The sequence below is a fragment of the Solilutibacter silvestris genome, from assembly GCF_050574925.1.
Classification (GTDB): Bacteria; Pseudomonadota; Gammaproteobacteria; order Xanthomonadales; family Xanthomonadaceae; genus Solilutibacter; species Solilutibacter silvestris_A.
The window spans coordinates 260,257-277,884 of the sequence record NZ_JBCMOO010000002.1; the positions used below are offsets into that span (position 1 = coordinate 260,257).

The 17,628-nt window shown below is 65.8% G+C and carries 15 protein-coding genes; 4 read left to right on the forward strand and 11 right to left on the reverse strand.

Features of this window, described 5'->3' with window-relative positions:
* Positions 1–9 precede the first annotated feature (9 nt).
* From folD to ndk, 9 genes are all read right to left on the reverse strand, one after another.
* On the reverse strand, positions 10–867 hold the full coding sequence (gene folD, locus ABE093_RS01845) for a bifunctional methylenetetrahydrofolate dehydrogenase/methenyltetrahydrofolate cyclohydrolase FolD (protein WP_430759157.1): 858 nt from the start codon (positions 865–867) through the stop codon (positions 10–12).
* 61 nt (positions 868–928) lie between these two features.
* Positions 929–2,005, reverse strand: a complete 1,077-nt coding sequence (gene moeB / locus ABE093_RS01850) for a molybdopterin-synthase adenylyltransferase MoeB (protein ID WP_430759158.1) — start codon at positions 2,003–2,005, stop codon at positions 929–931.
* Positions 2,002–3,402, reverse strand: a complete 1,401-nt coding sequence (der, locus tag ABE093_RS01855; RefSeq protein ID WP_430759159.1) for a ribosome biogenesis GTPase Der — start codon at positions 3,400–3,402, stop codon at positions 2,002–2,004. Before der ends, moeB begins: the two co-directional genes overlap by 4 nt.
* A gap of 4 nt (positions 3,403–3,406) precedes the next feature.
* On the reverse strand, positions 3,407–4,609 hold the full coding sequence (bamB, locus tag ABE093_RS01860; protein WP_430760056.1) for an outer membrane protein assembly factor BamB: 1,203 nt from the start codon (positions 4,607–4,609) through the stop codon (positions 3,407–3,409).
* A 20-nt stretch (positions 4,610–4,629) separates the two neighbouring features.
* Positions 4,630–5,244 carry a YfgM family protein gene (locus tag ABE093_RS01865; RefSeq protein ID WP_430759160.1) on the reverse strand — a complete coding sequence of 205 codons (615 nt, stop codon included), beginning with the start codon at positions 5,242–5,244 and terminating at the stop codon, positions 4,630–4,632.
* A gap of 66 nt (positions 5,245–5,310) precedes the next feature.
* Positions 5,311–6,147 (reverse strand): helix-turn-helix domain-containing protein, encoded by an 837-nt coding sequence (locus ABE093_RS01870; protein ID WP_430759161.1) that lies wholly within the window; start codon positions 6,145–6,147, stop codon positions 5,311–5,313.
* Between the two features lie 3 nt (positions 6,148–6,150).
* Positions 6,151–6,960 (reverse strand): type IV pilus biogenesis/stability protein PilW, encoded by an 810-nt coding sequence (locus ABE093_RS01875; RefSeq protein ID WP_430759162.1) that lies wholly within the window; start codon positions 6,958–6,960, stop codon positions 6,151–6,153.
* Complete coding sequence (gene rlmN / locus ABE093_RS01880) at positions 6,947–8,080, reverse strand: 23S rRNA (adenine(2503)-C(2))-methyltransferase RlmN (protein ID WP_430759163.1); 1,134 nt, start codon at positions 8,078–8,080, stop codon at positions 6,947–6,949. Before rlmN ends, ABE093_RS01875 begins: the two co-directional genes overlap by 14 nt.
* 5 nt (positions 8,081–8,085) lie before the next feature.
* Complete coding sequence (ndk, locus tag ABE093_RS01885) at positions 8,086–8,511, reverse strand: nucleoside-diphosphate kinase (RefSeq protein ID WP_430759164.1); 426 nt, start codon at positions 8,509–8,511, stop codon at positions 8,086–8,088.
* A gap of 196 nt (positions 8,512–8,707) precedes the next feature.
* Between ndk and ABE093_RS01890 the strand changes: the two genes are divergently transcribed.
* Genes ABE093_RS01890 through recQ form a run of 4 tightly spaced genes read left to right on the forward strand, consistent with a single transcriptional unit; the run spans position 8,708 to position 14,778 of the window.
* Positions 8,708–9,322, forward strand: a complete 615-nt coding sequence (locus ABE093_RS01890; RefSeq protein WP_430759165.1) for a TetR family transcriptional regulator — start codon at positions 8,708–8,710, stop codon at positions 9,320–9,322.
* Positions 9,323–9,362: 40 nt separating this feature from the next.
* Complete coding sequence (locus tag ABE093_RS01895) at positions 9,363–11,738, forward strand: 3-hydroxyacyl-CoA dehydrogenase/enoyl-CoA hydratase family protein (RefSeq protein WP_430759166.1); 2,376 nt, start codon at positions 9,363–9,365, stop codon at positions 11,736–11,738.
* A 23-nt stretch (positions 11,739–11,761) separates the two neighbouring features.
* Positions 11,762–12,970: an acetyl-CoA C-acyltransferase gene (locus ABE093_RS01900; RefSeq protein WP_430759167.1), complete on the forward strand. Its 1,209-nt coding sequence runs from the start codon at positions 11,762–11,764 to the stop codon at positions 12,968–12,970.
* Entirely contained in the window at positions 12,967–14,778 is a 1,812-nt protein-coding gene (recQ, locus tag ABE093_RS01905) for a DNA helicase RecQ (protein ID WP_430759168.1), read from the forward strand. Before ABE093_RS01900 ends, recQ begins: the two co-directional genes overlap by 4 nt.
* Positions 14,779–14,797: 19 nt before the next feature.
* On the opposite strand, the gene galU is transcribed toward recQ, so the two are convergent.
* A complete protein-coding gene (galU, locus tag ABE093_RS01910) occupies positions 14,798–15,688 on the reverse strand; it encodes a UTP--glucose-1-phosphate uridylyltransferase GalU (protein ID WP_430759169.1) in 891 nt (296 codons plus the stop codon).
* A gap of 12 nt (positions 15,689–15,700) precedes the next feature.
* Positions 15,701–17,617: a polysaccharide biosynthesis protein gene (locus tag ABE093_RS01915; protein ID WP_430759170.1), complete on the reverse strand. Its 1,917-nt coding sequence runs from the start codon at positions 17,615–17,617 to the stop codon at positions 15,701–15,703.
* Between the last annotated feature and the right edge of the window lie 11 nt (positions 17,618–17,628).

Here is a 17,628-nt window from a genome sequence, read left to right on the forward strand (position 1 = left end):
GGAAGCGCGTCATTGTAACGCGTTTGCAGCCTCCAATGTGTTCTGCATCAGGGTCGCCACCGTCATCGGCCCGACCCCGCCCGGAACCGGGGTGATCCAGCTGGCCCGTTCCGAGGCAGCGGTGAAGCCGACGTCGCCGACCAGACGGCCGTCGTCGAGGCGGTTGATGCCGACGTCGATCACCACCGCGCCGGGCTTGACCCACTCGCCCGGGATCAGCGCCGGACGGCCGACCGCCACCACCAGGATATCGGCGCCGCGCACGGCGGCCTCCAGCACCTCGGGTGGCGTGAACTTGTGGCAGCTGGTCACCGTGCAGCCGGCGATCAGCAACTCAAGCGCCATCGGGCGACCGACGTGGTTGGAGACGCCGACGATCGTCGCGCTCTGGCCGCGTACTGGCCTGTCGGTCCAGGCCAGCAGCGTGGTGATGCCGCGTGGCGTGCACGGGCGCAGGCCGAACTGGCGCAGCACCAGATGGCCGACATTGGCGGGATGGAAGCCATCCACGTCCTTGTCGGGACGGATGCGCTCGATCAGGTGGGTGGCATCGGGGATGCCCGGCAGCGGCAGCTGGACCAGGATCCCGTGCACCTGCGGATCCGCGTTGAGCGTGTCGATCAATGCCAGCAGTTCGGCTTCGGTGGTGCCTTCGGGCAAGTCGTAGTCGAAGGCCTGGATGCCGACCTTGGCCGCGGCACGGCGCTTGTTGCGCACATAGCTCTGCGAGGCGGGGTCTCCGCCCACCAGCACCACCGCCAGACCGGGACGCGATTTGCCGGCGGCGACGCGCGCATCGACCTGCAGTTTCAGTTCGTCGAGCAGGGTGTCGGCGATGCGTTTGCCGTCGAGGATGCGTGCGGTCATGCAGGGGCCGTCGGGGAATGCGGACGCGCATTATCGCCGACCAGCGCGACTTGGGGATCGCTCAGGCCGGATGACCGCAGGCGGGGCACTCGGGATCAACCGGAATTCGCGTCTCGCGAAAGCGCATCGACAACGCATCGAAGGCCAGCAGGCGTCCGGTCAGCGGCGCACCGATGCCGAGGATCAGCTTGATCGCCTCGGTTGCCTGCAACATCCCGACCACGCCCGGCAGCACGCCGAGCACGCCGGCTTCCGCGCAATTCGGCGCATCGGTCGGCGCCTCCGGAAACAGGCAGCGATAGCACGGCGCGACGCCGCGATGGCGGCCGGCATCGAACACGCTCACCTGCCCATCGAACCGCTGCACCGCGCCGTAGACCAGCGGCTTGCCGAGACGCAGGCAGGCGTCGTTGAGGACATGGCGCACCGGGAAATTGTCGGCGCCATCGATCACCACGTCGGCATCCGCGATCAGGGCATCGACATTCGATTCGACGATGCGCAGGTTGATGGCTTCGATGTTCGTGCGCGGGTTCAGCGCCGACAGTGTCTGCTGCGCCGAAGCCACCTTCGCTTTGCCGATGCGATCGTTGGCGTGCAGGATCTGGCGTTGCAGGTTGCTGCGGTCGACCACGTCGTCGTCGACGATGCGCAAGCGACCGATGCCCGCGGCCGCAAGATAGAACGCCGCCGGCGAACCGAGACCGCCTGCGCCGACCACCGTGATCGTCGCGGCCTGCAGCTTCTTCTGCCCGTCGAGACCGACCTGCGGCAGGCGGATCTGGCGCGAATAGCGATCGAGGAAATCATCGTCCTCCGCCCTCGCCTGCATCGGCAGGCCTTCGGCCTGCCAGCGTTCGGTGCCGCCGTCGATCGATGCGACGCTGCTATAGCCGCGCGCGAACAAGGCTTCGGCCGCGGCGAGCGAACGCGTGCCGCGCTGGCAGATCAGGATCAACGCAGCCGATGTGTCCGGAAAACGATCTGCGGCCGACTCGAGCAACTCGGCCGCGACGATGCCCAGCGCGCCATCGGCCATGCCCAGCGCGCGTTCGTCGGAAGAACGCACGTCCACCAGCACCACGCCATCGCGGACCCGCCGCAAGGCTTCGGCCGGCGCGATGCGTTCGACGCTCATTCGTTGCGCTTGATGTGGCGGATCATCCGCTGGCGCTTGGCGAGCTGGCGATCGCTCAGGACGTTCTTCTTGTCCTTGTACGGATTGTCGTTTTCCTTGAAAACGAAACGCACGGGCGTGCCGATCAACTTGAAGCGCTTGCGGAAGAAATTCTCGAGATAGCGACGATAAGTCTCGCTCAAGGTCTTCAGGCGCGTGCCGTGGATGATGAAGGTCGGCGGATTCGCGCCGCCCGGATGGGCGAAGCGCAGCTTGGCGACATGGCCGCGCACCACCGGCGGCGGATTGGCTGCATACGCCGCCTCGATCGCCTGGGTGACTTCGCTGGTGCCGAATTCGCGCGTGGCCGAGGCGTGCGCGCGATGGATCGCGCGGAACAGCTCGCGCAGGCCGGAACCATGCAGCGCCGAGATACGCACCGATTGCGCCCACTCGACGAAGCTGAGTTTGCGCGCCAGCAGGGATTCCGCCTGTTCGCGCTGGTAGGTGCTCAGCCCGTCCCACTTGTTGATGACGATCACCAGCGCGCGCCCGGCATCGAGCACGGCGCCCAGCACCGTCGCGTCCTGGTCGGTGACGCCCTCGGTCGCATCCAGCATCAGCACCGCGACCTGGCATTGCTCGATCGCCTGCAGCGTCTTCACCACCGAAAATTTCTCGACCGCTTCCTCGACCTTGGAACGACGGCGCAGGCCCGCGGTATCGATCAGGCGGTATTTGCGGCCGTCGCGCTCCATGTCGATGGACACCGAATCGCGCGTGGTGCCCGGCACGTCGGAGGCGATCATCCGCTCCTCGCCGAGGATGCGGTTCACCAGCGTCGACTTGCCGACGTTGGGACGGCCAACGAAAGCGATGCGGACGCGCTCGGGATCATTGTCCAGTGCTTCGCCTTGCCCGGCTTCCGGTAGACGCGCAAAGACGTCATCCAGCAATTCGTCGATGCCGGAACGATGCGAGGCCGCCGTCGCGATCACGTCGGTAAAACCGTAGCGCGCGAATTCGTTGAGCGCCGACTGGGTGTCGATGCCGTCGACCTTGTTGACGATCAGCAGCGTCGGCCGCGCGGTCTTGCGCAGCCAACCGAGGATTTCGTCATCGAGCGCCGACGGCCCTTCGCGGCCATCGACCACGAACAGCACGAGATCGGCTTCCGCCGCGGCGGCGCGCGCCTGGCGCGCAGTGGCGCCGGCCAGGCCTTCGTCTTCACCGGCGATACCGCCGGTATCGACCACCACGAACGGGCGTTCGGGATTGGCGCGGCAAACACCGTAATTGCGATCGCGGGTCACGCCGGGCTGGTCGTGGACCAGCGCGTCGCGACTGCGCGTCAGCGCATTGAACAGCGTGGATTTGCCGACGTTGGGGCGGCCTACGAGCGCTACCGTCGGCAACATGGCATCACGGGCTGACGCGGAAGGCGGCGATATTGCCGTCGATATCCTGGGCGACCAGCACGCCATCCTCGGACACCACCGGTTGCGCGGCGATCGCCTTGGAAGTCATGCGGGTGCGCGCGGCGAGCTGGCCATCGGCAAGCTTCAGCCAGTGCAGGTAGCCCTGGTAGTCGCCGACCACCGCATAACCGCCCTGCACCACCGGCGCCGAGATATTGCGCAGGGTGAAGCCGTTCTGCTGCCACATCGGCGCGCCAGTGTTGCGATCCATGCCCCAGACGATGTCCTTGTTGTCGGACACCACGGCACGGTCGCTACTGATGCCGATACCGCCGACGCCGCCATGTTCCTGCACCCACATCAGCTGGCCGCTCGGCGCGTCCACCGCGATCGTGCGCGGCTTGTAGCTGGAGGCGTAAAGCACGTTGCCCTGCATCACCGGCGCGCCATCGGAATCGTTCATGCGCGCGATGTCGCTGCGACCATCGGCATCGGCCACCGTGGTCTCCCACAGCAGGCCGCCGTCGGTCAACGACAGTGCGACCAGCTTGCCGCCGTCGGTTCCGACGAAGACGTAACCCGGACCGATCACCGGCGTGGAGTTGCCACGCACGCTCAGCGGCACCGGTTCCGACGACCAGGTCCAGCGCTTCTCGCCGGTCGCGGCGTCGAATGCGGTGACCTTGCCATCGTTGGAATGCACCACCACCACGCCATTGCCGACGGCCGGCGCGGCGAGGATTTCATTGAGCAGCTTGCCGCTCCACTTCTCGGTGCCGGTGGCCTGGTCGAGCGCGATCACGTCGCCCTCGAGCGTGCCCACCACCACCAGGCCGCTGCCGACGCCGGGGCCGCCGCTGAAGCTGGTGTTCTTCTTGTCCTTGCGTTCCTTGGGACGATAGGTCCATTGCACCTTGCCGGTCTGCAGGTCGATGGCATCGACGCCACCAAGGCCGGCCGCGGCATAGACGTGGCCGTCGGCGATTGCCGGGTGCTGGCGCGTGCCGATGGTCTTCTCGCCCTTGCCGACGTTGATCGACCACAGCTTGCTGACGGTCGCGCTCGGCGCGAATTCAACCAGCTTGGCCGGCTTGGGATCCTTGTCCGCGCCCTTGCCCTTGAACAGGTTCTTGGTGGTCTGGCAGCCGCCAATGGCGAGCACGCAGGCAAGGACGGCGGTGGCACGGATCAGGGACGTGCTGGAGATCATTCCGGGGAACCTCACGGTCATGGTGCGCCGCCAACATCGGCCAGCTTGAGTTCAACGATCATGCGCTCGGGACTGCCCACTTCCAGCGTGGTCAGCGCGCGCTTGTACGTCGCTTGTGCGTCCTGCGGCTTGCCCAGCTTGGCCTGGGCGTCGCCAACGACTTCCAGCGCACCGGACGAGGTCGCCTTGCTCAGCAGCGCAACGGCATCGGCAGGCTTGCCGGTCTCGACCAGCAGACGGCCGATGCGGACATTGATGACGTCGGCCAGGCCGCTGCTGTCGCTGGCCTGGATCGCACGCAACGTCGCCAATGCGTCCTGCGGCTTGCCGGCATCGACCTGCGCCTTCGCCAGCTGCATGCGTGCCAGCGCGCCATACATGGAATCGACCTTCAGCTTGCCGAGACCGGCGGACAGCTTGGCCGGATCGTTGTTGGCATCGCTGACCAGCGCTTCGTACTGCTCGGCATCGTGCATCTGCTGGCCATGCTGGCGGTTGCCCCACCATTGCCAGCCCGAGATGATCGCGATGCCGACGGCAACGCCGCCGATCAGGCTGCCGGCGTTCTTCTGCAGCCAGGAGCGGACGCGTTCGCCCTGTTCGTGTTCGTTTAGGAGTTCATCCATTGCCATGCGGGTTCACCACCGCGCACAGCGCGGAACAATTGCGGATCGGTTGTCTTTCAGGCTTGCGCCAGCTCAGTTGGAGACCGAGCCCGGCGTGCCGTCAGAGGATACCGCAAAGCGCGCGACATCCGATCGGATGTAGGGCGTCAGGTCGACGGCCTGGCCGGCATGCTCGACATGCAACTGACTGGCGTTGCCGAGCGTAATGCGGCCCAGCTGACCGGAAGCGAAACTGCGCGATTCGCCGGCCTTGACCAGGCCTTTTTCGATCACGCTGCCATCCGGGGCATAGGCCTGCATCCAGCTTTCGCCATCGAAGCGGATGCTGAGCGCGGCGGCGGGAACGCCCGCCTGTCCCGGCACCGGCGCCATCGATGCCATCGCGACCGCCTGCCGGGGTTGCGACTCCGGTGCGTGCTGCGCCGGGGCCGCGGATTGCGCCGGGGTCGATGCGGCCGTCTTCGGCACTTCGAGGCTGGCGGTTTCGCCCGGCAGCGTGGCGACCGGGGAACGGGTCGCCATCAGCCATACCGGGATGCCGATGGTCAGGGTGATCACGACATAGACCAGCTTGCGACCGATTTCATCGACGAAACGCTGCGCCATCGGCGTGCGCTGGTGGCTGACCAGCTTCGGCGGCTCGACGGCCGGCGCCTCTTCCATCCAGCCCGAAGTATCGAGGCCAAGCAGGCGGCCATAGCTGCGCAGCTGTCCGCGCACGAACACGCCGGCGCCGGCGCGATCCCACTCGCCCAACTCGAGGGCCTCGAGCGTGCGCATCGGGATGCGCGTGCGTTGCGCCGCATCCTGGAGCGTCATGCCCTGCGCCTTGCGTGCGGTGCGCAACAGCGCTCCGTGCTCCGCAGTCGCCGACATGCTGGCTGCAAACTGGAACTGATCGTCTTGCATTGCTCAATTTCCCCTGACGTTGGGAGTAGCGTTCGGGAATTCCTGTGCCATCCGCTGGCGGTAACGGCTGGCTGCCGCCTGGTCGCCCAGGCGTGTTTCGATTTCTGCGGCACGAGAAAGGAGATCGGCCGTCGGAGCGCCAAGCGCGAGGCGGCGCTCGGAGAAGGCACGCGCTTCCAGCATGCGTCCGCGCGCGAACATCCACTGGGCCATGCCATCCAACGCCACCGCATTCGACGGCGACAGCTCGAGCGCGGCGCGGAGATCGCGTTCGGCGCGTTCGGCCTGGCCGGCGCGCAACGCGCACTTGCCGGCGTTCGCGCGCATTCCGGCGAGATCGATCGCGTCGGGATAGGCCAGCGAACGATCCAGCCACTGCAACGATTCCGCCGGCTGGTTGGCTTCGCACAACCAGGTGCCGTAATTGCCCCACTCCGCCGGGCCCGAGCTCGACTGCTCGGCGGCGCGCTTGAACCATCCGCCGGCATCGGCGATGCGGCCGCGGTGTTGTTCGACCAATGCAAGGATCGTCATTGCCTGCGCGTTGCCGCGATCGCTCGCCAATACCTGCCTTGCGCCTTTCTCCGCGCCATCGAGGTCATTCGCCTGCAGGCGATTGCCGGCGAGCTGCAGCGTATCGGACTGGGCCATGCGCTGGCGATCGGCGTCGCTGTCGCGGACATCGGGGAGATGACGGACCTGCTCGGTCTTCATCTTGCTCAAGTTCGGCTTGACGAACGTCAATCGATTGCAGCCGGTCAGCGATGCCAGTGCGAGCGCCACGGCCAGCAATGCGCCTTCACGCCACCGCATCGAAGCCTCCCTGCGCTTCCAGGCGTTTCTTGTGCTCGGCCTGGCGACGGGTGCGATCGAGCACCTGCCCCTTCAACTGGCCGCAGGCGGCGTCGATGTCGTCGCCGCGCGTGCGCCGCAGCGGCGCGACCAGGCCGGCGTTGTTCAACACCTTCTGGAAGGCGCGGATGTCGTCGGCGCTGGAGCGCTCGTAGCGCGTGCCCGGGAACGGGTTGAACGGAATCAGGTTGACCTTGGCGGCATCCTTCATCTGCACGCGGCGATCGAACTCGTGCATCAGGCGCGCCAGCGCGCGGGCATGCTCGATCTGGTCGTTGACGCCGCGCATCAGCGTGTACTCGAAGGTGACGGACTCGCCCTTCTTGCGCAGCGCATAGCGCACGCAGGCATCCATCAGCGTCTCGATGTCGTATTTCTTGTTGAGCGGAACCAGTTCGTTGCGCAGCGCGTCGAACGGCGCATGCAACGACACCGCCAGCGACACGTCGCTCTCGGTCGCGAGGCGATCGATCATCGGCACCAGGCCGGCGGTCGACACCGTCACCCGCTTGTTGGCGAGGCCGTAGCCGAGATCGTCACGCATCACGCTCATCGCGCGCACGACGTTGTCGAAATTCATCAACGGCTCGCCCATGCCCATCATCACCACGTTGGTGAGGCGGCGCTCGCGATGGGGGACGTTGCCGAGATGGCGCGCAGCCACCCACACCTGGCCGATGATCTCGGCGGTCGAGAGGTTGCGATTGAAGCCCTGGGTCGCGGTCGAGCAGAACGTGCAGTTCAGCGCGCAACCGACCTGCGAGGACACGCATAGCGTGCCGCGGCCCTTGTCGGGGATGTAGACCGTTTCGATGGCGTTGCCGCCATCCATGCCGAGCAGCCACTTGTGGGTGCCGTCGGTCGACGGTTTGTCGAACAGGGTATTGGGAACGACGATCTCGGCATGCTGTTCCAGCTTGGCGCGGAGCGCCTTGCCGAGATCGGTCATTTCCTCGAACGTGGTGACGTGGCGATGGTGCACCCACTTCATCACCTGATGCGCGCGGAAACGCTTCTCGTCGAGGACTTCGACGAAGAAGCGTTCCAAACCTTCGCGATCGAGTTCGAGGAGGTTCTGCATGTCGCTCAGCGCGCGTAGACGTCCGTCGCCGGGAAGAAATACGCGATTTCGATCGCGGCGTTCTCCAGCGAATCCGAACCGTGCACGGCGTTGGCGTCGATCGAATCGGCGAAGTCGGCGCGGATGGTGCCGGCGGCCGCTTCCTTCGGATTGGTCGCGCCCATCAGGTCACGATTCTTCGCGACTGCGTTTTCACCTTCCAGCGCCTGGATCATCACCGGACCGGAAATCATGAAGTTGACCAGCGCGGCGAAGAACGGACGCTCGCGGTGCACGGCGTAGAAGCCTTCGGCTTCCTGCTTCGACAGCTGCTTCATCTTCGAGGCGACGACCTTGAGGCCGGCCTTTTCGAAACGGGTGTAGATCTCGCCGATCACGTTCTTGGCAACGGCATCGGGCTTGATGATGGAAAGAGTGCGCTCCAGCGCCATATCACGGTTCTCCGAAAATTGGAAGGCCGGATTCGAGCCCGGCCGAGGCTAGCATGAAAAATCCGCATTCACACACGGACTTAGAGAGGTTTCCCCGAAATATTCTAACTTTCTTGACGCCTTCTTGCACTTGCAGGCGTTGACGGCGTTCAATCTTTCCGGCACATTCAAGTGATTGTTTCAATCGAGTGTTGCCATGGCCGTGACCCAGTTCAATACCAAGGACCGCATTCTCAACGCCGCTGAGACGTTGTTCGCCCTCAACGGTTTCGCCGGCACCTCGCTGCGCGAAGTCACCGGCATGGCCGACGTCAACATCGCCGCCGTCAATTACCACTTCGGCAGCAAGGAAAACCTGGTCAACGAGGTCTTCCGCCGGCGCATGGACGAAATGAGCGCGGCCCGCCTCGCCCAGCTGGAACGTGCCCGCAAGGAGCATTCCGGTGAACTCGAGCCGGTGCTGGCCGCCTTCATCGAACCGCCGCTGGCGATGGCCCAGGACCGCCAGGGCGCCGCCTTCGTGCGCATCCTCGCCCGTGCCTACGCCGAACAGAACGCCGGCCTGCGCGATTTCGTCTCGACCCGTTACGGCCACGTCCTGCGCGAATTCGCCCATGAACTGGCGCGCTGCCTGCCCAGCCTGCCCAAGGACGAGCTGTACTGGCGCCTCGACTTTGTCGCCGGCGCCCTGACCTACGCCATGGCCGACTTCGGCCTGATCCGCCGCCCCAGCCATCGTTCCGAAAAGGAACACCTGCAGGATGCGGCACGTCACCTGATCGAATTCGCGGCCGCCGGCCTGCGCGCCTGATTTCCATCCCTTTCCAAATTCGCTCCCAAGGAGTTTCCAGATGTCGAACCCCCTACTCGTCCGCCGCGTCGCCGTCCTTGGCGCCGGCGTCATGGGCGCGCAGATCGCGGCCCAGCTGGTCAATGCCGGCGTCGATACCGTGCTGTTCGACCTGCCCGCAAAGGAAGGCGACAAGAACGGCATCGTCCAGAAGGCGATCGCCAATCTCGCCAAGCTGTCGCCGGCCCCGCTCGCCAGCAAGTCGCTGGCCGAGGCGATCGTCGCCGCCAACTACGAAACCGGCCTCGATGAGCTCAAGAGCTGCGACCTGATCATCGAAGCCATCGCCGAACGCATGGACTGGAAGCAGGATCTCTACAAGAAGATCGCGCCGTTCGTGCCCGCGCATGCGGTGCTGGCGTCGAACACCTCGGGCCTCGGCATCAACACCCTCAGCGACGTGTTGCCGGAAGAGATGCGCCATCGCTTCTGCGGCGTGCATTTCTTCAACCCGCCGCGCTACATGCATCTCGCCGAACTGATCCCGGCCAAGCACACCGAAGCCTGGGTGATCGAAGGCCTGGAAACCTTCCTCACCACCTATCTCGGCAAGGGCGTGGTGATCGCGCGCGACACCCCGAACTTCATCGGCAACCGCATCGGCGTGTTCTCGATCCTGGCGACGATGCACCACACCGCCCAGTTCAAGCTCGGTTTCGACGTCGTCGACGCCCTGACCGGTCCACTGGTCGGCCGCCCGAAGTCGGCGACCTATCGCACCGCCGACGTGGTCGGTCTCGACACCATGGCGCACGTGATCCAGACCATGGCCGATACCTTGCCGAACGATCCCTGGCATCAGTACTTCGCGCCGCCGGCATGGCTGAAGGCGTTGATCGAGAAAGGCGCGCTCGGCCAGAAGACCGGCGCCGGCATTTTCCGCAAGGCCGGCAAGGACATCCTCGTCGTCGATCTCGCCAAGCAGGACTACGTGCCGGCGAACCCGGTGGCGGAACCGGCGGTGGTCGAGATCCTCAAGGAAAAGGATCCGGCCAGGAAGTTCGCGGCGCTGCGCGCCAGCGATCATCCGCAGGCGCAATTCCTGTGGGCCTGCTTCCGCGACCTGTTCCATTACAGCGCCTATCACCTGAAGGACATCGCCGATACCGCGCGCGACGTCGACCAGGCGATTCGCTGGGGCTACGGCTGGTCGCTGGGTCCGTTCGAAACCTGGCAGGCCGCGGGCTGGAAGCAGGTCGCACAGTGGATCGCCGACGACATCGCCGCCGGCAAGGCCATGAGCAATGCACCGCTGCCCGAATGGGTGCTGCAACGCGACGGCGTCTACGCCGCCGATGGCAGCTACAGCCCGAGCAGTAATTCCGACGTGCCGCGTTCGTCGCTCGCCGTCTACAAGCGCCAGCGCTTCCCTGACCCGATGCTGGGCGAACGTTTCCCGACCGGTGAAACGGTGTGGGAAAACGACGGCGTGCGCATGTGGCGCGACAGCGACGACGGCGACATCGCCGTGCTCAGCTTCAAGACCAAGCTGCACACGGTGAACGACTTCGTGCTCGACGGCATCCAGGAAGCCGTGCGTCGCGCCGAGAAGGACTTCAAGGGCATGGTGATCTGGCAGGCGAAGGAACCCTTCTCCGCCGGCGCCGATCTCGCCGGTGCGCTCGGCCTGTTGCAGGCCGGCAAGGTCGATCAGTTCGAGGCCATGGTCGCCAACTTCCAGGCCACCAGCCAGGCGATCAAGTATTCGCTGGTGCCGGTGATCGCGGCGGTGCGCGGGCTCGCGCTCGGCGGCGGCTGCGAATTCCAGATGCACAGCGCCAAGACTGTTGCGCATCTCGAAAGCTACATCGGTCTGGTCGAAGCCGGCGTCGGCCTGCTGCCGGCCGGTGGCGGCCTCAAGGAATTCGCGGTGCGCGCCTCGCAGGCTGCGGGCGCGAACGGTGATGTCTTCGCCGAACTGAAGAAGGTGTTCGAGACGGTCGCAATGGCCAAGGTGTCGACCTCGGCGATGGAAGCCAAGGAACTCGGCTTGATGCGCGCGAACGATCGCGTGGTGATGAACGCCTACGAACTGCTGCACATCGCCAAGGCGGAAGCGCGTGCGCTGGCCGATGCCGGCTATCGCCCACCGCTGCCCGCCCGCAACATCCGCGTCGCCGGCGACGTCGGCATCGCCACGTTCCGGATGCTGCTGGTGAACATGTCGGAAGGCCGCTTCATCAGTCCTTACGACGAGGAGATCGCCACCCGCATCGCCACCATCCTCTGCGGCGGCAATGTCGATCGCAACAGCGTGGTCGACGAAGAGTGGTTGATCCGCCTGGAACGCAAGCACTTCGTCGAACTGGCGCAGCAGCCCAAGACCCAGGAACGCATCGCCTACATGCTCAAGAACGGCAAGCCGCTCCGCAACTGATCGCGACGACTAAGGACACTCAAATGACCAAGCAAGTACAAGACGCCTACATCGTCGCCGCCACCCGCACGCCCGTGGGCAAGGCGCCCAAGGGCATGTTCCGCAACACACGCCCCGACGACATGCTCGCGCATGTGTTGAAGTCGGTGGTTGAGCAGGCGCCGGACATCGATCTCTCGCGCATCGACGACGCCATCATCGGCTGTGCGATGCCGGAAGGCGAGCAAGGCATGAACGTGGCGCGCATCGGCGTGCTGCTGGCTGGCCTGCCGAACACGGTCGCCGCGCAGACAGTGAATCGTTTCTGCTCGTCGGGCCTGCAGGCCGTCGCGCTGGCCGCGAACGAGATCCGCCTCGGCAATGCCGACCTGATGCTGGCCGGGGGCACGGAGAGCATGAGCATGGTGCCGATGATGGGCAACAAGGTCGCGCTGTCGCCGGAAGTGTTCGCCAAGGACGAGAACGTCGCGATCGCCTACGGCATGGGCATCACCGCCGAGAAGGTTGCCGAAGAATGGAAGATCTCGCGCGAGGACCAGGACGCGTTCGCGCTGGCATCGCACCAGAAGGCGCTGAAGGCGATCGCCGCCGGCGAGTTCAAGCAGGAGATCACGCCCTACGACATCGTCAGCCATCTGCCCGACCTCGCTGCCGATCGTATCCTCACCCGCGACCGCATCGTCGACACCGACGAAGGCCCGCGCGCCGACACCACGCTGGAAGGCCTGGCGAAGCTGCGCCCGGTGTTCCGCAACGGCATGTTCGGCGGCTCGGTCACGGCTGGCAATTCCTCCCAGATGAGCGACGGCGCGGCCGGCGTGCTGCTGGCGTCGGAAGCGGCGATCAAGCAGTACGGCCTGACCCCGCTGGCGCGCTTCGTCAGCTTCTCGGTGGCCGGCGTGCGCCCGGAAGTGATGGGCATCGGCCCGATCGCGGCGATCCCGAAGGCGCTGGCGCAGGCCGGCATCACCCAGGACCAGCTCGACTGGATCGAACTCAACGAAGCCTTCGCCGCGCAATCGCTGGCGGTGATCCGCGATTGCAAGCTCGATCCGTCGAAGGTGAATCCGCTCGGTGGCGCGATCGCGCTCGGACACCCACTGGGTGCGACCGGTGCGATCCGCACGGCGACCATCGTGCACGGCCTGCGCCGCCACAAGCAGAAGTACGGCATGGTGACGATGTGCATCGGCACCGGCATGGGCGCGGCGGGAATTTTCGAAGCGCTTTGACGACCGCCCTGCCACTGCTGCGTGACGTTTTCGGCCACGCGGCGTTCCGCGGCGAGCAGCAAGCGATCATCGACCACGTCACCGCTGGCGGTGACGCACTGGTGTTGATGCCGACCGGTGGCGGCAAGTCGCTGTGCTACCAGCTGCCGGCGTTGCTGCGCGCCGGCACGGCGATCGTGGTGTCGCCATTGATCGCGCTGATGCAGGACCAGGTGGATGCGTTGCGCCAGCTCGGCGTGCGCGCCAATTTCCTCAACTCGACGCAATCGGTGCAGGACGCTGCCGACGTCGAGCAGGCATTGCTCACCGGCGATCTCGACCTGCTCTACGTCGCGCCGGAACGCCTGCTCACTCCGCGTTTCCTCGCACTGCTCGACCAGGCGCGGATCGCGCTCTTCGCCATCGACGAGGCCCACTGCGTCTCGCAATGGGGCCACGACTTCCGCCCCGAATATCGCCAGCTCACCGTGTTGCACGAACGCTGGCCGCAGGTGCCGCGCATCGCGTTGACCGCGACGGCCGATGCGCCGACCCAGCGCGAGATCGCCGAACGCCTGCAGCTGGAAGATGCGCGGCATTTCGTCAGTTCGTTCGATCGTCCCAACATCCGCTATTCGGTGGAAGCGAAAGACGGCGGCCTGCGGCAACTGATGGAGGTGATCGAGCGCCATCGCGGCGCCAGCGGCATCGTCTACTGCATGTCACGGCGCAAGGTCGAGGCGACCGCCGAAGCATTGCGCGAACACGGCATCGATGCCCTGCCCTATCACGCCGGCCTGGATGCGGCGATACGCAGCGAGCACCAGCGGCGATTCCTCCGCGAAGACGGCGTGGTGATGGTGGCGACGATCGCCTTCGGCATGGGCATCGACAAACCGGACGTGCGCTTCGTCGCGCACACGGATCTGCCGAAATCGATGGAAGGCTATTACCAGGAGACGGGACGCGCCGGCCGCGACGGCGAACCCAGCGAAGCCTGGCTCGGCTTCGGCATGGGCGATGCCGCGCTGCTGCGACAAATGATCGAGAATTCCGATGCCCCGGACGAACGCAAGCGGGTGGAACATCGCAAGCTGGACGCGCTGCTCGGCTTTTGCGAGTCGACGGCCTGCCGCCGCCAATCGCTACTGGCCTATTTCGGCGAGCACTACGCGCAACCCTGCGGCAATTGCGACAACTGCCTGTCGCCGTCCACCAGCATCGATGGCACCGAGATTGCGCGCAAGGCACTGTCCTGCGTGTATCGCACCGGACAGCGTTTCGGCGCCGGGCATGTGATCGACGTCCTGCGCGGCAGCGACAACGCGCGCGTGCACCAGTTCGGCCACCACGCGCTCTCCACCTATGGCATCGGTCGCGAACTCGATGCCCGCCAATGGCGCAGCGTCTTTCGCCAGCTGATGGCCGCGGGCTTGCTGGAAAGCGATCTCGATGGCCACGGCAGCTTGCGCCTGGGCGCATCCAGCGGACCACTGCTGCGTGGCGAAACCACGCTCGCGCTGCGCATGGACCCAGCGCGCAAGGCATCACGGCGGGAACGCGGCAACCGCAACGCCGTGCCCGCCGCCCACGAACAACTTGCGGAAGATGCGCAGCAACGTTTCGATGCCCTGCGTGCCTGGCGTGGCGACACGGCACGCAGCCAGAATGTCCCGGCTTATGTGATCTTCCACGACGCCACCCTGCGCGAGATCGCCCTGCACGCACCCGCCGATCTCGATGCGTTGGCCCGGATCAATGGCGTTGGCGCAGCCAAGCTGGAGCGTTACGGCGACGCGCTGCTGGAAGTGCTGTCTTCGAGCGGCTAGCCGCAGCCGGCACGCGCACTCAGGTTTCGGTCACGCCCATTTCGTCCAGCGCCGACTGCATCATCTGCGCCGCGGGCGCGCTCAGGATCTCGTGGTCGAGCGCGTAACGCACGGTCGCTTCGATCAGCCCGAGATGGGTGCCGCAGTCGAAGCGCGTGCCGTGGAAACGATAGGCATCGACCGGCTTTTCCTTCAGCAGGCTGGCGATCGCATCGGTCAGCTGGATCTCGCCGCCGGCGCCCGTCTGCGTGGTTTCCAGCAACCCGAAAATGCGCGGGTCGAGGATGTAACGCCCCACCACCGCGAGCGTGCTCGGGGCATCGGCGGGCTTCGGCTTCTCGACGATGGCCTCGATGCGCCCCGCCCGCCCGGAAAATGCCGGCACGTCGACGATGCCGTAACTGCCGGTCTGTTCGCGCGCGACATCCTGCACCGCGATCACGCTTGCGCCCGTGGCCTCGGCATGATCAGCCATCTGCTTCAACGCGCCCGGCCCGCGACTCCAGATCAGATCGTCCGGCAGCAAGACCGCGAATGGCGCGTCGCCCACGACCGGCTTGGCGCACAACACGGCGTGGCCAAGTCCGAGCGCTTCCGCCTGGGTCACGAAGACGGCGCGCACATGCGGCGGCAGCACGTTGCGGATCAGCTCGAGTTGCTCGCTCTTGCCGCTCTTCTCCAGCTTCTGTTCGAGCTCGTAGGCCTTGTCGAAATAATCGGCGACCGCATGCTTGTAGCGATTGGTGACGAAGACGAGAGTGTCGCAACCGGCTTCGATCGCCTCGTCCACCGCGTACTGGATCAGTGGCCGATCGACGATCGGCAGCATCTCCTTGGGTACGGTCTTGGTCGCGGGCAGGAAACGGGTGCCGAGGCCGGCAACCGGGAAAACGGCAGTACGGATTCGCATGGGTTCCTGGGATCAGCGGCGACTGGCGCGAGAAGGGAATTTCACCACGACTGCATTGTCGGCGTCACCATCGGCTGCTTCGGGCTCGAACTCGGGGACCGTGTCACGCAAGAGCTCGATCAAGGTATCCAGATCGTAATCGTCGCTGGCCTTGCGGATGGCGCGGCTGCGCTCTTCCAGCATCGTGACATCCACCGGACGCGCGATTCCCTGCAGGATCTTCGGATGCGCGGTGCGGCGATACTGCTCTTCCGAGTGGAACAGCGTTTCGTGCAGCTTCTCGCCCGGGCGCAACCCGGTATAGATGATGGCGATGTCGCGTCCCGGCTGCTTGCCGGCGAGACGGATCATCTGCTCGGCGAGTTGGCGGATCGCCACCGGGCTGCCCATGTCGAGGGTGTAGACGGCCTCGTGCGAACCGATCGACGCTGCCTGCAGGATCAGCAGGCAAGCCTCGGGAATGGTCATGAAATAGCGCGTGACCTGCGGATCGGTGACGGTGACCGGGCCGCCACTGTTGATCTGGTCGCGGAACAGCGGCACCACGCTGCCGGCAGAATCCAGCACGTTGCCGAAACGCACGGTGATGTAGTGCGTGCGCGAATTGGCGGCATAGGCCTGGCACAGCATCTCGGCCAGGCGCTTGCTCGCGCCCAGTACGTTCACCGGGTCGACCGCCTTGTCGGTGGAGATCAGGATGAAGGTGCTGACGCCGGCCTCGGCGCTGGCCGCCGCCATGGTCTGGGACGCCAGCGCGTTGTTGCGGATCGCCTCGCGCAACTGCGATTCCAGCACCGGCACCTGCTTGTAGGCCGCGGCGTGGAACACGGCGTCGGCTTCCGAGAGTTCCAGCGCGCGCCGCGCGACCGCGACATCGCCGCAATCCCCGAGGATCGGGACGAGTTCGATCGATGCGAAGTCGCGCTGCAATTCGGCATGGATCCGCATCAGCGACAATTCGTCGAATTCCAGCAGCGTGATCCGCTTCGCACCCTGTCGCGCGCATTGGCGGCAGAGCTCCGAACCGATCGATCCACCGGCGCCGGTCACCAGCACCGAGCGCCCGCCCAGCCACTCGCGGATCGCACGCCAGTCCGATACCACCGGTTCGCGGCCGAGCAGATCGTCGATGTCCACTTCCTTCAGCTGACCGGGCATCGCGCGCCCTTCCAGCACGTCCTTCAGGCGCGGCACCATGCGGAACGGCAGGCCGCTGCGCTCGCAGGTGGTGATGATCCGCTGCATCGAGGTCGCGTCCAGCGACGGCATGGCGATGATCAGCAATCGCGCCGCGGTCTTGCGGGCGATGTCCGCCGCCTGGTTGATGGTGCCGAGCACGGGGATGCCGTGCAGCTTGCCGCCGCGCAATTGCGCCGAATCGTCGAGGAAGCCGACCGGATGGTAGGCACTGGTCCGGCGCAGGTCGCGCACCAGCTGTTCGCCGGCACGACCGGCGCCGAGGATGAGCACGCGCGTCGCCGTCGCCGAGAGTTGGCGTTGCTCGCTGGAATCCTTCCACGCCCGATAGAGCAGGCGCGGCGCGCCGAGCAGACCGGCCAGCACGAAGGGATAGAGCAGCAAGACGCTGCGCGGGACCCCGCCAAGACGGTTGTAGACGAACAGCGCCAAGGTGATGACCACGATCCCGGCCACCGCCGCCTTGAGGATGTTCCAGAGATCCGGGGTACTGGCGAAGCGCCACAGGCCCCGATAGAGGCCGACCCGCCAGAACACCAGGCCTTGGGCCAGCAGGACGATGGCGGTTTCGGTGGACCAGAAATCGGCTTGGGGCGGCAGCGGTCCGGCAGACGGGATTCCGTAACGGATCCAATGCAGTCCCACCCAGGTCACCCAGACGATCGCGAGATCGTGAGCGACGATCAAACCCCTCGGCAACCATGCATTCAGCCGATCACGCAGCGTTGCCAAGTGCCTCTCCC

Bases quoted from the DNA above. Each gene is read 5' to 3' on its own strand.
- folD (WP_430759157.1), bottom strand. From the start codon at position 867: ATGACCGCACGCATCCTCGACGGCAAACGCATCGCCGACACCCTGCTC.
- moeB (WP_430759158.1), bottom strand. From the start codon at position 2,005: ATGAGCGTCGAACGCATCGCGCCGGCCGAAGCCTTGCGGCGGGTCCGC.
- der (WP_430759159.1), bottom strand. From the start codon at position 3,402: ATGTTGCCGACGGTAGCGCTCGTAGGCCGCCCCAACGTCGGCAAATCC.
- ABE093_RS01865 (WP_430759160.1), bottom strand. From the start codon at position 5,244: ATGGCAATGGATGAACTCCTAAACGAACACGAACAGGGCGAACGCGTC.
- ABE093_RS01870 (WP_430759161.1), bottom strand. From the start codon at position 6,147: ATGCAAGACGATCAGTTCCAGTTTGCAGCCAGCATGTCGGCGACTGCG.
- ABE093_RS01875 (WP_430759162.1), bottom strand. From the start codon at position 6,960: ATGCGGTGGCGTGAAGGCGCATTGCTGGCCGTGGCGCTCGCACTGGCA.
- rlmN (WP_430759163.1), bottom strand. From the start codon at position 8,080: ATGCAGAACCTCCTCGAACTCGATCGCGAAGGTTTGGAACGCTTCTTC.
- ndk (WP_430759164.1), bottom strand. From the start codon at position 8,511: ATGGCGCTGGAGCGCACTCTTTCCATCATCAAGCCCGATGCCGTTGCC.
- ABE093_RS01890 (WP_430759165.1), top strand. From the start codon at position 8,708: ATGGCCGTGACCCAGTTCAATACCAAGGACCGCATTCTCAACGCCGCT.
- ABE093_RS01895 (WP_430759166.1), top strand. From the start codon at position 9,363: ATGTCGAACCCCCTACTCGTCCGCCGCGTCGCCGTCCTTGGCGCCGGC.
- ABE093_RS01900 (WP_430759167.1), top strand. From the start codon at position 11,762: ATGACCAAGCAAGTACAAGACGCCTACATCGTCGCCGCCACCCGCACG.
- galU (WP_430759169.1), bottom strand. From the start codon at position 15,688: ATGCGAATCCGTACTGCCGTTTTCCCGGTTGCCGGCCTCGGCACCCGT.